Annotated in this window: 15 protein-coding genes; 9 read left to right on the top strand and 6 right to left on the bottom strand. The window is 54.1% G+C overall.

The features are described 5' to 3' along the window. Window position 1 precedes the first annotated feature (1 nt). Both RAC65_RS01800 and RAC65_RS01805 read left to right on the top strand, forming a co-directional pair. Complete coding sequence (locus RAC65_RS01800) at window positions 2-1,171, top strand: Gfo/Idh/MocA family protein (RefSeq protein WP_375096289.1); 1,170 nt, start codon at window positions 2-4, stop codon at window positions 1,169-1,171. Window positions 1,172-1,286: 115 nt separating this feature from the next. Next, window positions 1,287-2,177 carry a sugar phosphate isomerase/epimerase family protein gene (locus RAC65_RS01805; RefSeq protein WP_205950170.1) on the top strand — a complete coding sequence of 297 codons (891 nt, stop codon included), beginning with the start codon at window positions 1,287-1,289 and terminating at the stop codon, window positions 2,175-2,177. Window positions 2,178-2,384: 207 nt separating this feature from the next. On the opposite strand, the gene RAC65_RS01810 is transcribed toward RAC65_RS01805, so the two are convergent. Next, window positions 2,385-3,281 carry a LysR family transcriptional regulator gene (locus tag RAC65_RS01810; RefSeq protein ID WP_054687742.1) on the bottom strand — a complete coding sequence of 299 codons (897 nt, stop codon included), beginning with the start codon at window positions 3,279-3,281 and terminating at the stop codon, window positions 2,385-2,387. 376 nt (window positions 3,282-3,657) lie between these two features. Between RAC65_RS01810 and RAC65_RS01815 the strand changes: the two genes are divergently transcribed. From RAC65_RS01815 to RAC65_RS01825, 3 genes are read left to right on the top strand one after another with little or no spacing between them, the layout of a single operon-like run. Further along, window positions 3,658-4,341 carry a nucleoside recognition domain-containing protein gene (locus RAC65_RS01815; RefSeq protein WP_375096290.1) on the top strand — a complete coding sequence of 228 codons (684 nt, stop codon included), beginning with the start codon at window positions 3,658-3,660 and terminating at the stop codon, window positions 4,339-4,341. After that, a complete protein-coding gene (locus RAC65_RS01820) occupies window positions 4,334-4,801 on the top strand; it encodes a YjiG family protein (protein ID WP_033741638.1) in 468 nt (155 codons plus the stop codon). The genes RAC65_RS01815 and RAC65_RS01820 overlap by 8 nt, the downstream gene beginning before the upstream one ends. A 17-nt stretch (window positions 4,802-4,818) precedes the next feature. Beyond that, window positions 4,819-5,922 carry a M20 peptidase aminoacylase family protein gene (locus RAC65_RS01825; protein WP_039340360.1) on the top strand — a complete coding sequence of 368 codons (1,104 nt, stop codon included), beginning with the start codon at window positions 4,819-4,821 and terminating at the stop codon, window positions 5,920-5,922. Window positions 5,923-6,042: 120 nt separating this feature from the next. On the opposite strand, the gene RAC65_RS01830 is transcribed toward RAC65_RS01825, so the two are convergent. Together RAC65_RS01830 and RAC65_RS01835 are read right to left on the bottom strand one after the other, a co-directional pair. After that, window positions 6,043-6,726 carry a GlxA family transcriptional regulator gene (locus RAC65_RS01830; protein WP_375096291.1) on the bottom strand — a complete coding sequence of 228 codons (684 nt, stop codon included), beginning with the start codon at window positions 6,724-6,726 and terminating at the stop codon, window positions 6,043-6,045. After that, window positions 6,669-7,010: a hypothetical protein gene (locus RAC65_RS01835; protein ID WP_375096292.1), complete on the bottom strand. Its 342-nt coding sequence runs from the start codon at window positions 7,008-7,010 to the stop codon at window positions 6,669-6,671. Before RAC65_RS01835 ends, RAC65_RS01830 begins: the two co-directional genes overlap by 58 nt. Window positions 7,011-7,144: 134 nt before the next feature. On the opposite strand from RAC65_RS01835, the gene RAC65_RS01840 reads away from it, so the two are divergent. Further along, window positions 7,145-7,813, top strand: a complete 669-nt coding sequence (locus RAC65_RS01840) for a cysteine hydrolase family protein (RefSeq protein ID WP_375096293.1) — start codon at window positions 7,145-7,147, stop codon at window positions 7,811-7,813. A gap of 275 nt (window positions 7,814-8,088) precedes the next feature. Here the strand turns inward: RAC65_RS01840 and RAC65_RS01845 are convergent, their stop codons facing one another. Next, window positions 8,089-8,643, bottom strand: coding sequence for a GNAT family N-acetyltransferase (locus RAC65_RS01845; RefSeq protein WP_375096294.1), 555 nt, complete (start codon window positions 8,641-8,643; stop codon window positions 8,089-8,091). 70 nt (window positions 8,644-8,713) lie between these two features. Here RAC65_RS01845 and RAC65_RS01850 point away from each other — a divergent pair, with 70 nt between their 5' ends. Both RAC65_RS01850 and RAC65_RS01855 read left to right on the top strand, forming a co-directional pair. Next, window positions 8,714-9,106, top strand: coding sequence for a VOC family protein (locus tag RAC65_RS01850; RefSeq protein WP_205951871.1), 393 nt, complete (start codon window positions 8,714-8,716; stop codon window positions 9,104-9,106). 135 nt (window positions 9,107-9,241) lie between these two features. Beyond that, on the top strand, window positions 9,242-9,877 hold the full coding sequence (locus RAC65_RS01855) for an aspartate/glutamate racemase family protein (RefSeq protein WP_054687738.1): 636 nt from the start codon (window positions 9,242-9,244) through the stop codon (window positions 9,875-9,877). 27 nt (window positions 9,878-9,904) lie between these two features. Here RAC65_RS01855 and RAC65_RS01860 read toward each other — a convergent pair whose 3' ends face one another. Together RAC65_RS01860 and RAC65_RS01865 are read right to left on the bottom strand one after the other, a co-directional pair. Further along, window positions 9,905-11,005, bottom strand: a complete 1,101-nt coding sequence (locus RAC65_RS01860; protein ID WP_375096295.1) for an NADH:flavin oxidoreductase/NADH oxidase — start codon at window positions 11,003-11,005, stop codon at window positions 9,905-9,907. Window positions 11,006-11,288: 283 nt separating this feature from the next. Further along, window positions 11,289-11,600 carry a DUF1471 domain-containing protein gene (locus RAC65_RS01865; protein WP_058701906.1) on the bottom strand — a complete coding sequence of 104 codons (312 nt, stop codon included), beginning with the start codon at window positions 11,598-11,600 and terminating at the stop codon, window positions 11,289-11,291. A gap of 583 nt (window positions 11,601-12,183) precedes the next feature. On the opposite strand from RAC65_RS01865, the gene RAC65_RS01870 reads away from it, so the two are divergent. Continuing rightward, window positions 12,184-13,797: an alkaline phosphatase gene (locus RAC65_RS01870; RefSeq protein ID WP_375096296.1), complete on the top strand. Its 1,614-nt coding sequence runs from the start codon at window positions 12,184-12,186 to the stop codon at window positions 13,795-13,797. The last annotated feature ends 68 nt before the right edge of the window (window positions 13,798-13,865 follow it).

Here is a 13,865-nt window from a genome sequence, read left to right on the forward strand (position 1 = left end):
CATGATTAACGGCATTAAACCGCTCGAAAAATCACTTCGGTGGGGCATGGTCGGCGGTGGCGGAACCAGTCAGATTGGCTACATTCACCGCTCATCGGCACTCCGTGATCATACCTTTACGTTAGTCGCCGGCGCGTTCGATATCGATGCCGCACGTGGGCGCGCCTTTGGTGAGGCACTGGGCCTTTCACCAGACCGGTGCTATGCCGACTACGAAACCCTGTTTGCTACAGAAGGACAACGCGAGGACGGTATTCAGGCCGTCTCCATCGCCACACCAAACAATACGCATTTTGCTGTCTGCTGCGCCGCGCTTGAAGCGGGACTTCATGTGATATGTGAGAAGCCGCTGTGCTTCACGGTCGAAGAGGCTGAGCATCTGGCGAAACTGAGCCGGGAGAAAAACAAGATCATCGGCGTGACCTATGGTTATACCGGTCATCAGCTTATTCTCCAGGCCAGAGAAATGATTGCGGAGGGACTCCTGGGCGACATCCGCATTGTTACGATGCAGTTTGCACACGGTTTTCACAACGAATCCGTTGAGCAAAATAACGCCAGTACCAGCTGGCGCGTTAACCCGCGCTTTGTCGGGCCCAGTTACGTGCTGGGGGACCTGGCAACCCATCCGTTGTGTATCGCTGAAACTATGGCTCCCGGCTTAAAAATCAGGCGACTGCTGTGCTCGCGTCAGAGCTTTGTTAAAAGCCGTGCTCCCCTCGAAGACAACGCGTTTGTCCTGATGGAATATGAGAATGGCGCGGTCGGCAGTCTGTGGGCCTCCGCCGTTAACTGCGGTTCCATGCATGGGCAAAAAGTGCGCATCGTCGGCGCTAAAGCCAGTATCGAGTGGTGGGATGAACAGCCGAACCAGCTCCGGTTTGAAATTCAGGGCGAGCCGGTACGCATCCTGGAAAGGGGCATGGACTATCTTCACCCGGCCGCGCGTGCAGATGACCGTATCGGAGGGGGACATCCTGAAGGTCTTTTCGAGGCCTGGTCAAACCTCTACAGACGTTTCGCGCTGGCTATGGATGCCACCGATCGGGGTGACGACGCCTTCCTGAAGGATTTCTGGTATCCCGATGTGCATGCGGGGCTGGCGGGCGTCAAATGGCTGGAAAACTGTGTCCGTTCAGCCGAATCCGGCTCGACGTGGGTGGAATGCTGATATCGACTGTAGTGGATGAGCGCATCAGTCTGTTGAGGATGAGATTTGCGATGAAGTGACTTTCTCTGCCTGAAACCCGACTCAGGCAGCATGAGATAACGTAAAGGTGGCATCAATGAAAATTGCATTCGACGTAGATGTAATCAAAGATCTGGGTATCACCAAAATGGTCCGTCAGGTGTCGGAATGGGGCTACAAGTACATCGAGCAGTCTCCGCATCCGGAAATTAATCCGTTCTATAAGCATCCCCGCGCAAGCCGCGAAATCATTGCGGAGTATAAGAAGGCCCTGCGCGAAACGGGCGTTGAAATTTCCTCTTTTATTTGTGTTTACCGCTGGTCTGGCCCGGATGAACTGCGCCGACAGGCGGCGGTAAAAAACTGGACACGCCTCGTTGAAATCGCCGTCGAAATGGGGGTTCAGGTTATTAATACCGAACTGGCGGGCGATCCTAATCAACCTGAAATCTGCGATGAGATGTTTTACCGCTCGATGGAAACACTGCTTCCGCTGTTCGAACGTGAAGGCATCCGTGTAGAAATACAGGCGCATCCATGGGACTTCTGCGAAGAAAGCGACGAAACCGTCAATATGGTCAGGTCATTCAGGAGCGATAACGTTAAATACGTTTACAGCGTCCCGCATACCTTTTTTTACGATAAAGGAAAAGGGGACGTAGAGAGGATGCTTCGTCATGCGGGGCACGATCTCTCTCATGTTCTCATTGCCGATACGATGAATCACACCAAACATTGCCGCTACATTGTCAATCCACCCGGTGTCGATGCGACCATTCATCAGCATGTTGGCATCGGAGAAGGCGAGGTGGATTTTGAGACGCTGTTCCGCACCCTGCGGGAAATGAAGTTTGCAGAGCAGACGTTCAAAGTGGGTGGCGAACCTGTCGTGGCCGCTTCGCTGTTCGGTTACCCGGAAAAAATGAAATATCAGGCCGTTGAGACCCGCGAGCGGATAGAACGGGAATTGCTCACGCCACCACGCTGAGTCATCTGCCCGGCATGATGGGGAAGGTATTTCCGCCTTCACGCCGGGCTTTTAAGCGATACCTCTCTCACTGTCACTGCCTCAATACTGCCTGTCTGACTCAACGGTTTATCGCTTCTCCTTGCTCACCGCTGGCTTCAGCCATCTTCGCTGTCCATTTGTTTCTGCATTTGGCATGACATCCAGCCCTTACGGCTGTCTCTGCCTTTATCTGTCGCGAAACGCATTATGCAGCAGTCGCCACATATGATGGGCTGCCGGGGTAAAGCGCCTGTCGGAGTTCCGTAACAGGTGACACTGAGCGCTACTGGCAATCGGGTGATCGATTGGCACGGCGACAAGTGTGCCCTGGCGAATCGGGTCGGCGGCGGCGTGGGCCGTCATAAACGAGACGCCGAGCCCGGCCTGGCTGAGGTTCATGGCGGTCGAGAAGAGGTTACACCGATAAGCCGGATGGAACTGCAGGCCCTGGCTTTTGAACATCGCGTTCATATGCCGCTGCAGGCCGAAGTTCTCTGTGAGGGCGATAAGCGGGTGAGCAGTCAACGCTTCAATGGTGATGCTGGCGAGACTGGCGACAGGATGCTGCGGCGCGACGACGGCACAGATCGGCCCCCACTGGAAACTGTGCCGCTTCAGTTCCGGTGTGCCAATCGGACCAAACGCCAGCGCCATATCCGCTTCGCCGCTGACGATATCGTTCATCATCTCCTGCATGCTGCCGACCACAATATCGACAAACACCTGCGGGTAAGACTGGGCAAATTCGCGCATAACCCCTTCGATAAACGCCGTGATCAGTCCGCCGCCAATGCGCACCGAAAGCGTTCCGCCGCGCATATGGCGCAGATCTTTAAGCTGGCTCTCCAGCTTTTCGCGCCGCATACGGCTGACAAAATAATCCTCTGCCAGCAGGCGTCCCGCTTCGGTCAACACCACGTTACGCCCACGCCGTTCCAGCAAGGGAAGCTGTAGCGCACGCTCAAGTTGTGCGATTTGACGGCTGACGACCGACGCATTAACCCCGAGGATATCTGCCGCGCGGCGAATGCCGCCCTGGTTACCGACTTCATACAGATAGCCCACCTGTTTATCCTGGAACATCTGCCACATTTCCTCGTTACTGTTGACCTTAAGGCAACAATAACATCACTCCACGGCTATTTATCAAGCTGTTTAAATAGTGATAATCAAATTAACCGTTAATTTTCGCTGGTCAGAAAAGAAAAAAAGCGAACAACATCGTACTGCACCAAAAGTGCGCCCAAAAACGGTGAGAAGTTATTTGCCTGCGCCTTTAGGCAGGCAGAGAAAAATACACTTTTCCGAAAAGGGATATGACGTTCTCATGTTTTTTTGGGAAGGGGTTTTACTGCACTAAAAATCTTAATAAAAGAGGTTTATTTCACGGCTGGGCTATTCAGGCATGGATCCTGCTTAGTATCAGGACTTTTCCATTACAGATGTAAAGAGAGATGATATGAGCGAATCAAAAACACTGAAGCAGCCAGATAAAGAAGCGACAGAGGAGTGGAAAGTGGGGCCGGGCGCGTGGATTTCACTGATCATTGTGCTGCTGGTCTTTTCCGGCTTCTTTTTTAAAGTTGACGGTATGGCCTGGCTGGGTGCATTCGATTTTACCACGTTAGGTGGCGCGTTCGGCACCATGAAAACGCCGGAAACCAATACCTTTATCGGCAGCGGCGGCCTGAGCGCCAAAGCCGGCTTCCTCTTTGCACTCTCGCTGGTGCCCACGGTAATGCTGGCACTCGGCCTGCTGGAAATCTTCACTCATTACGGCGCGATTCGCGCGGCACATAAATTACTTACTCCGCTGTTAAAACCACTGCTCGGGATTCCGGGTTATACCGGTCTTGCGTTGATTACCGATCTGCAAAGCACCGATGCCGGCGCGGCATTAACCAAAGAGCTCTATGACAGCAAAAAAATCACCCGTAAAGATGTGGTGATTATGGGCTCGTGGCAATACTCGGGTGCCGGGTTGATTAATAACTATTTCTCTATCGGCTCGGCGATGTTCTCTTCATTAACGCTCCCCATTATTATTCCGCTGATTTTAATGTTTGTTCTTAAATTCGTCGGTGCCGCCGTGGTTCGCCTGGCATTAAATACTGTTTATAAGCGAGATTTCGACAATGAATAATCAGGCAAAAGTCTCCGGTAATCCGTTTGATATTTTCGTTATTGGTGCGCGCAAAGGGTTTAATATCGCCATTAATAATCTGATGCCAAATGTCTTAATGGCCTATGTCATCGCTGAAATGCTCAATTTGCTGGGCGTGATGCAGATTATTGGGCACATTTGCGCACCGCTGATGGGGCTTTTTGGCCTGCCGGGCGAGGCGATCACCGTACTGTTAACCGCCTGGCTCTCTTCCTCTGCGGGCACCGGCGTTGCCGTCAGCCTGCTGAGTAAAGGCCAGCTTGATATGGCCCAGATTACCATTCTCGCGCCCGCCATCTTTTTGATGGGCTCGCAACTCCAGTACATGGGGCGCCTGCTGGGCGTGGCCGATGTGCCGAAGAAGTACTGGCCGTTACTGATGGCGGTCAGCATTCTCAATGCCGTAATCGCCATGCTGATTATGCGCGTTATTGCCTGAGCACTAAGGAGTAAGACGTGTCGCGTACACTTGAGCACTTTAATTACCTGCACCAAATCCCGGAATTGGGGTTCGAAGAGTTTAAAACCTCCGCCTATATCGCGGGCGTACTGGAGGCGGCGGGCTACCGGGTCACTCGCCAGGTAAATAACACCACCGGTATTGTCGCCGTTCTGGACAGCGGTAAGCCTGGCCCGACATTAGCGCTGCGCGCCGATATGGATGCGCTGGGGCATATCATTGACGGCCAACATGTGGCGCGTCACACCTGTGGGCACGATGGCCACTCCACCGTCGTACTGACCACCGCCCAGGAGGTGATGGCTGAAGGATTGGTGAAAAAGGGCCGGTTAAAATTCATCTTCCAGCCTGCGGAAGAGCTGGGCACCGGGGCGATTGCCCTGACCGAAGGCGGCGTGCTTGATGATGTCGACATGTTGCTCGGCTTCCACCTGCGCCCGCTGGAGGAGTGCCCGATGGGCCAGGCCGTACCGGCGATGTACTACTCAGCGTCCGCTACCGTGGAAGTGATGTTCCACGGCAAAGCGGCGCACGCCGCGCGGCCACATTTGGGCGTCAATGCACTGGATGCCGCTGCGCACGCGGTGCAGGCGGTGAACGGCATTCATCTTGCCCCGTCACTGACATGGAGCGCAAAAGCGACACGGTTTCTCTGTGATGCGGGCGTGACTAACTCAATCCCTGATAAAGCGCAGGTGTGCTGGGATCTGCGTGCGGCAGAGAACGAAGCGATGGCTACCCTCAAACCACAGGTGGTACGCGCGATTGAGAGCAGCGCCGCCGCCTATGGCGCACACGCAGAGATCCGCATTCTGAAAGAGATGCCCGCCGCCATTATCCATGACGAGGCCACAGAGGTGATCGCACGCGGTATTCGCAGCGTATTTGGCGAAACCGGCCTCACTGCGCCGAAGTCGACACCCGGCAGTGAAGACTTCTTTCACTATCTGCGTCTTCGTCCACAGATCAAAGGCGGCTTCTGGGGACTGGGGGCTAACCTGACGCCCGGTCTGCATCATCCGGAGATGCATTTTGACCGTGACGCGCTGGCGCTTGGGGTGAAAGTGTTTAAAGCCTGCGTGCAGGATGTGCTTGGCTGATTATCACGGATGCCCGTGGCGCAGGGATGTGCCATGCCCGCCGGACATTAGCGACAGATAAGAGAGCCGACGAGGCTGTCTCACAGTGCCGCCTCAGCAAAAGTGAAGGATAAATATCGTTTACCCTCGATGAGCAAACAGTGCCCGCCATGCGGAGGGTGAGGTATTAAACGCTTTATTAAAATATTGGCGTAGTGATACGGCGCTGCCGAAGCCTGATAACTGCGCCACATATTCTACAGAATGGGGTGTGCTTTCGAGTAAGCGTTGCGCATAGGCCAGCCTTTGTCCCTGTAACCACTGACTGACCGTCATACCTGTCAGGTCGCGAAAACGGCGGGTGAAATTACGTCGGCTCATTGCAACCCGCTGCGCCAGTGAATCCAGAGAGTGCTGCTCTGCAAGATTGGCCACCATCCAGTTCAGCAGGTCTGACAGACGATCGCCTCCCGGCTGGCTATGGAGAGGCTGTTCAATGAACTGGGCCTGTCCTCCCTGGCGATGCGGGGCCGTGACCAACCGGCGCGCAATCTTATTGGCGATATCGGCGCCGTGCCAGCGACGAACCAGGTGCAGGCAGCAATCAAGACCGGCGGCTGTCCCGGCAGAGGTAACCAGCCTGCCGTCATCCGCATCCTGATACAACACATCTGGCATCAGCTTGATTTTGGGAAAATGCTGCGCGAAATACGGTGCTGCGCTCCAGTGTGTAGTCGCTTTGTATCCGTCCAGTACGCCAGCCTCTGCTAACACAAACGCACCCAGGCACAACCCCACGACCGTAGCACCGCGCTGTCTTGCCATTCGTATCGCATGCAGCATACCGACGGACGCTCCTGTGGGCTACGCCAGGAGGGAACAATTAAGACATCCGCGTCTGTTGCATCTTCGAGCGTCAACTCACTTTTCAGCATAAAACCCGCACAGGTACGGATTAAATCACCGCTGGCGGTCTCGGCTGCGCAAACCCGCAGGTTAAAAGCGGGCAGGCCATGTTCGGTACGGTTTTCAAAAACCAGACAGGGCACTGAAAGATGAAAAGGACTGATGTCATGAAAAGCCAGTACAGCGATATTTTTGCACGACATGATCATTCTCCATAACGATGGCCCAATACTTTCGTGCGTTGTCTTTCGGGACGCTGTTGCTGAGATTATCGTCGGGTGAAGATGGTGTCTACGGCTTTACGCTCTGTAGAGCCACTAATCTGAGGAATTTGGCTATGACCGTTTCCGCTTTACCTCAACGCGCGCTTATTGTCATTGATGTACAGAATGAATATTTCAGCGGCGCGTTGCCGATTGAATATCCACATCCGCAACATTCACTGGAAAACATCGCGATTGCCATGGACAGGGCGAGTGCGGCAAACATACCGGTAATCGTGGTACAACATACTGCGCCTGCAGAATCACCGCTTTTTGCGATTAACAGCGATGGCTGGCAGTTGCATCCCATTGTCGCTTCACGTCCCCGAGCGCTTCTTTTGAGTAAAAATCGGGCCAGCGCTTTTACCGGAACGGGACTGGCGCACTGGTTAGCCGATCACGCCATTAACACGCTGACGGTAGTGGGCTATATGACTCACAACTGCAATCTTTCTACCATTAATCATGCGTGGCATAACGGCATTGCTGTGGAATACCTCAGTGATGCTTCAGGTTCAGTTCCTTACCAAAATCAGGCAGGGCGCGTGAGTGCAGAAGAGATTCATCGGGTATGCTGTGTAGTGCTGCAGTCAAACTTTGCGGCCGTGCTGACTACTCAGCAGTGGACAGCCTGCATTGAGAGCGGCACCGTACCGGTGCGCGATAGCATTCTGCGCTCCAACCAGCGCGTCCGGGGGTTGCTGTGTGATGCAGCGCCATGCCTGGACGGAAATGTGGTCTGAAAGCAATACACCGGTGACAGTGGTAAATGCCTTCGACTGTTACTGTGTCAGGGACACCACCTCAGGCGGCCCGTCCAGTAAAAACGTAGAAACCAGCAAATGCACCCTCATGCAGAATCTCATTTACACGGGTTCTGCGTGTGAATCGACAATCATCGCGGGGCGCCTTTCAGCAAGTCGTCTTGACAAATCCTCTGGCGATCACCGTTACGATAAGTACACATCCTGGTGCGTTCTCATTCGTCTGCGCACAGGTTAATTAACAGCTCACCCTGCTAACATTTAGATTCCGCAGTGGTTTGTGCGGCCTGCCACTGCTCACGCGTGATCGCATAACACAGGCTTGGCGGGGCATTTTCGACGTCATAAATCTCTTTGATGTAGCGCAACCCGCTTTTCTCCAGCACGTGAATTGACGCCTGATGATGACGTCGTACCGAGGCGGCCACGGACGCCAGCCCCAGCTCGTTGAAGCCGTAATCCAGGGCAAAACGTGACAGCTCAGTAGCATAACCTTTACCCCATGCCTGGGTATCAAAGCGATAGCCGAGATTATTGGTCAACTCACCGGCAAACTTACGTACGCTCAACCCACCAAAGCCAATCAGCGTATCGGGCGAATCTCGCGTCGATATCGCCCAGCTTTCAAACCCGTACCGTTCAAAAGCGGCCAGCCTCTCGGCCAGCTTCTGCTGCGCGAACGCCAGGCTCGGATACGGGCCTGCCGGGTTAAACGTGTTGGTCGCGGGATCGCCATAAATACGGAACAGATCCTTGTCGTCGGAAGGGCGCATAGCTCTGAGCAACAAACGTGCTGACTGCAGAAACATTATAAACCTCACTGTTATGTCGTTATCCACGCTCACTATTAATAGCCTTTTTACAGAATCAGGAGAAGCAATGGTGATACAACAACTGCGCATTGCGCGCCCGGTTAGTGACCTGACCGCGAGCGCAGACCTGTACTGCACTGGCCTTGGATTGCATAAACTGGGGGAATTCAGGGACCATGACGGATTCAGCGGCATTATGCTGGGCGATAAGACCTTGCCCTGGCATCTGGAGTTTACGTCTTGTCAGCACCATCCTGTCCAGCCCGTGACCACGGTTGACGATCTGCTGGTGCTGTATCTGCCTGACGCGGCGTGCTGGCAGCAACGTTGTCAGGCAATGACGCGTGCCGGGTTTACTGAAGTGACGTCTTTTAACCCGTACTGGGCAAAAAACGGCGCAACCTTTCAGGACAGGGACAGCTATCGGATCGTTATCCAGCATGCCGCATGGCAGGCCTGACGGCATAAGTAATAAGCAGGCGCTACCACACGGGCTGGTGGGTTTATGGCGTGCGGCTCTCTCTTACAGAGGAGACGTTTGAATCTGGCGTCGCCCATGGCATGATGAAAACCTGTTTTTACGCCGAGCCCACACATGATCGCTATTGCCTGTTTACATACTGCGGCCAGCAATATTTGCATCTTTGACGATGCAGCGAGCCAGTTGCCGTCGGGAGATCTGCAACTGAGTCATCTGGTGATGCCGCACCTGCTGGCGGAGGCCGAAGCCAGTGGCGGACTGACGCCTGAACTTCATGCACGGATCGGCGCGTTGCTGGCGAGTCTGCAACCCCATTTTGACGCCATTCTGATGACCTGTTCCACGCTCGGACCGGTGGCTGAAAGCTTTACAAACGCATCTTCGCCGTGCGTGGTCTGGCGCACAGACAGCATGCTGGCAGAGGCGGTCCGCGAAAATCCCAGGCAAACGGTCGTGCTTTGTGCGGCTGAATCCACGCTGGGCGCCACGCGGGCACTGTTTCACGGTGTCAACGGGCGGGCAGAGGTCGTTCTGATTCCGGGGGCCTGGCAGAAGTTTAAAGCGGGGGATCAGGCAGGCTATCTTGCCTGTGTAACAGAAGCGGTTGAAGCGGCCTGGCAGCAGGGCGCGGAGCAGGTTGTGCTGGCGCAGACGTCAATGGCACCGGCGGCGGCGCATTTCGCATCAACACGTCAGCCCCTGACCGGCCCGCATCTGGCGCTACAGCGTTGTCTTCAACACTATCAGTAAGGCCGCACGCCGTGCGGCCATAACGGTTTACTCGTCCGGCGTCAGTGTTCCTTTTGCGCCGTGAGGTTCAGAACGCAGATACTGCGGCGGCGCTTTCACCGTTGCATCGAATGCGGCAGCGGCGTGCCATGGCCAGCGTGGGTTATAGAGCATACCGCGTGCCAGCGCGACCAGATCCGCTTCCCCCTGCTGCAAAATATCTTCGGCTTGCTGCGGCTCGGTAATTAAGCCTACCGCAATCACCGGGATACCGATTTGCTGACGAATATCCCGCGCGAAAGGGACCTGATAGTTCGGGCCGACGCTGATCTGCTGCTGTTCTGACAGGCCCCCACTGGAAACGTGGATATAGGCGCAGTTCAGCGCTTCCAGCTGTTGCGAAAAGGCAATGGACTGGCTTACATCCCAGCCGCCTCCAACCCAGTCGCTGGCAGAAATACGCACGCCCACCGGAATGGCGGCCGGGACGGCCTCACGTACTGCTTTAAAGACCTCAAGCGGATAACGCATTCGGTTCTCCAGTGAGCCGCCGTATTCATCATCGCGGGTATTGGAAAGCGGCGACAGAAACTGGTGCAGCAGATAGCCGTGCGCGGCATGCACCTCAATGAGTTCAAGGCCAAGACGAACGGCCCGCTTTGCCGTAGCGACAAACGCCTCTTTGACACGCGCCAGCGCGCTGGCGTCCATTGCGCTGGGCGGATGATCGCCTTCACTGAACGGCAGGGCGGAAGGGGCCACGGTTTGCCAGCCACCGTTCTGAGGCGAGATGTGTTCGCCGCCTTCCCACGGCACGTCGCAGGATGCTTTGCGCCCGGCATGACCCAACTGAATACCAATCGGCATATCGGAATAGCGACGGATGTCAGCTAATACCGCCGCCAGTGCGGCTTCGGTGTCATCATTCCATAACCCCAGGTCGCCGTAGGTGATACGACCAATATCTTCTACCGCGGTCGCTTCAATGATTAACAGTCCAGCCCCTGAAAAGGCGAGCTGCCCCAGATGGATACGATGCCAGGCGGTTGCGCAACCCTCTTCAGCGGAATACTGACACATTGGCGCAATAACAATTCTGTTATCGAGCGTTAATTCACCGAGTGAAAAAGTGGAAAACAGCGTGCTCATAAAAACCTCATGTCTGAGAATCAATACGTTGAAAAACTATAGTGGCTGAATGCAAAACAGGGGCGACAGGCGGCAAAACAATTTATCCCTTAACTGATATTAGTTACATCATACAGTTAAGTTTATGATTTAGACCGCACGATGAGACACCAGAGAGATATTTAAAAATGCAGACTATGCAGGCGTTAGCAGCAGGAAAAGGATCAAAAAACCCTGCTGTTATATCCGGATAATCAGCAGGGTTCGGAAGGGCTAAAAACGCGTTGCGAAGATGGAGATGTCACTAGTGTGCTCTCTGCAATGCCTTCTCATCCAGCGCATACAGGGTCGCGGTCGCTTCCAGAATATGCTGCTGGTCATTACCGGGTTTGTGAGAATCAACCTGGGTAATGTGGTAACCCACAGCACCGGCCTCAGTGGCTTTGCGCAGCAGCGCATCAGTCACTTCCTGCATTGAGGTCGCCCAGGTCACCGTCGTTACGCCCATCGGGGTGATGGCATTTTTTTCTTTCTGAGATAAGCCGCTACGGATAAACACAGGGCTGACTGTCTGAGGAGAGAAGATAGACAAAAGATCCTGAACAAGTGCTTTCATTTTAATGCTCCTGAATATCGGAATGTATCGCTATCACGGGCAAACGACGCGACAGTGATCGTTACGGGTTTGCGATGTGCTTACGTTTTATTGCCGTGTTAAATACTGTCGGCAGAAGTTATCAAATACCTTTTCAAGTAAATGAATTTGGCTTTTCTTGCTAATCAGATGCTTATGAAAGCTTCCGCCACACTTGAGCTGAAATTTGGCAGGATTTTTGTGTCTGCTTACAGGCTGTGAAATTAAGATACAAAATCCTAACGTCAAATTAACAAACGAAGTCTGTACGCCCTGGCATTAACGTTGGGTCATCCGCGTGCTCACTTACAGAGCTTTACACAGCACGCTTTCTGCAGCAGGGTTTTTAAAGTGATGCATCAATGCATTGATATAAATGATTTTTATCCGTTACGCTGAAAGCGATGGTCAGACAGGGGGGAAACAGAGGGGGATTTTCTTCATAAAACTGTCACACGTCGCCGTAATACTGCGCAGCCATCAATGTTACAAACAGACATTGTTTGACATGGGTTGAAACCTGGCTTGTCTGTCAGGGGCTTGCCGCAATAATAGGGAGAGTTTTATGTCACGCAAACCACGTCTTTACCGTACCGCTGCCGCGTTTTCTCTGGGTAAACTCAGTCTGCTTATGCTGGCAATGGGCGGTATGACCGTCAGCTCTGCCGTGCTGGCGGCAGAAGTGAAAGCCAAAAATGTGATTATCATGATTAATGACGGGGCAGGCTGGGGCACCTGGGATGCAACAGCCTACTGGCAGTATGGCAGCCGTGAAAGTACGCCGTATGCTGCGTTTCCGGCAAAATATGCCATGACAACCTATCCCCTGAATGCCTCAAAAAAAGCCACGCACAATAATGTCTCTCTGGTTAATTACGATCCGCAGAAAGCCTGGGATACAACCCGAACAGATAACAAGGATCTGCCGTTCAGGGGTTACGACTATCTGGCGGTGAATCCAACGGACAGCGCCGCCGCCGGCACAGCGCTGGCGTCAGGAATTAAAACCTATAACAATGCCATCAACGTCGATAACAACGGACAACCGGTTGATTTTGTCACACTAACGGCGAAAGCCATGGGCAAAGCGACAGGCGTCGTCACCAGCGTGCCATTCTCTCACGCCACGCCCGCCGCCTTTGGCGCACAAAACGCGTCGCGTAACGATTATCACGCGATTGCGAAACAAATGCTGACGTCAGGGAAACTGGATCTGATTATGGGAACCGGTTTGCCGGGCTTTAACGCCAACGGCACCGACTGTCAGCATCTGGCTTCAAACGAAACCACCGTGGGGTGCGGAGAAGATGCGCACCGTTACCTGTCTGAAGCTGACTGGACATTGCTCAATGCTGGCAAGCTGGCCCCTGCGGGTGGTCAGCCGTGGAAAGTGGTGCGCAGTACTGAGGCGTTTGCCCGCCTCGCCAGTGGCGCGCTGGTTCATAGCGGCCCGTTACTGGGATCGCCGAACGTTGCCCCCAACGGCACGTTGCAGCAGGGCCGTCAGGCCGCCATTGTTGGTAAAGATGCGGCGAATCCGTCCGGGGATGCGTTTATTGCCACGGTACCGACCCTGAATACGATGACCCGGGGAGCCATTCAGCACCTGAGTAAAAACCCCGACGGCTTTTTTATGATGGTCGAAGGCGGTGCGACTGACTGGTCCGCGCATACCAGCAATGCATGCAGTGAAAAAGGCGATTGGGGGAATTCCTACAACCCCAACTGCGTCGGCGTGGAATATGGTCGCCTGATTGAAGAAAGTGCAGACTTCAACAACGCTGTTGCCTCCGTGATTGAATGGGTAGAGAAAAACAGTAACTGGAACGAGACGCTATTGATCGTGACGACCGATCACGACAACGGCATGCCAATGGGACCCGATGCGCAGAACATCCCTTTCCAGGCCGTCATTAATAAAGGGAAAGGCATGGTGCCCGGCATCTCATTCCGTCCAACCGGCAACCATTCCAACGCGCTTGTGCCGCTGTGGGCAAAAGGCGTTGGGGCCGATGCCTTTGCGGAGCGCGTGCGTGGCATCGATGCGGGCTATGCTAAGCATGTAGGCTACAACCAGGGCGACTATATTGATAACACCGACGTTTTTACCGTTGTAAAGGCGGTGCTTGAAGGCAGGGCGGTCGAAAAAGTGACGCCTGACCACGTAAGTAAATCATGATGTGACGTTGTCACCATGAGCGGGATTTTCGGTCCCGTGGTTTTTACCTCTTGCCCGTTGCCGGTCGG

Origin of the sequence: Pantoea sp. BS_8 (assembly GCF_041954965.1) — a bacterium.
Lineage (GTDB): Bacteria > Pseudomonadota > Gammaproteobacteria > Enterobacterales > Enterobacteriaceae > Pantoea > Pantoea stewartii.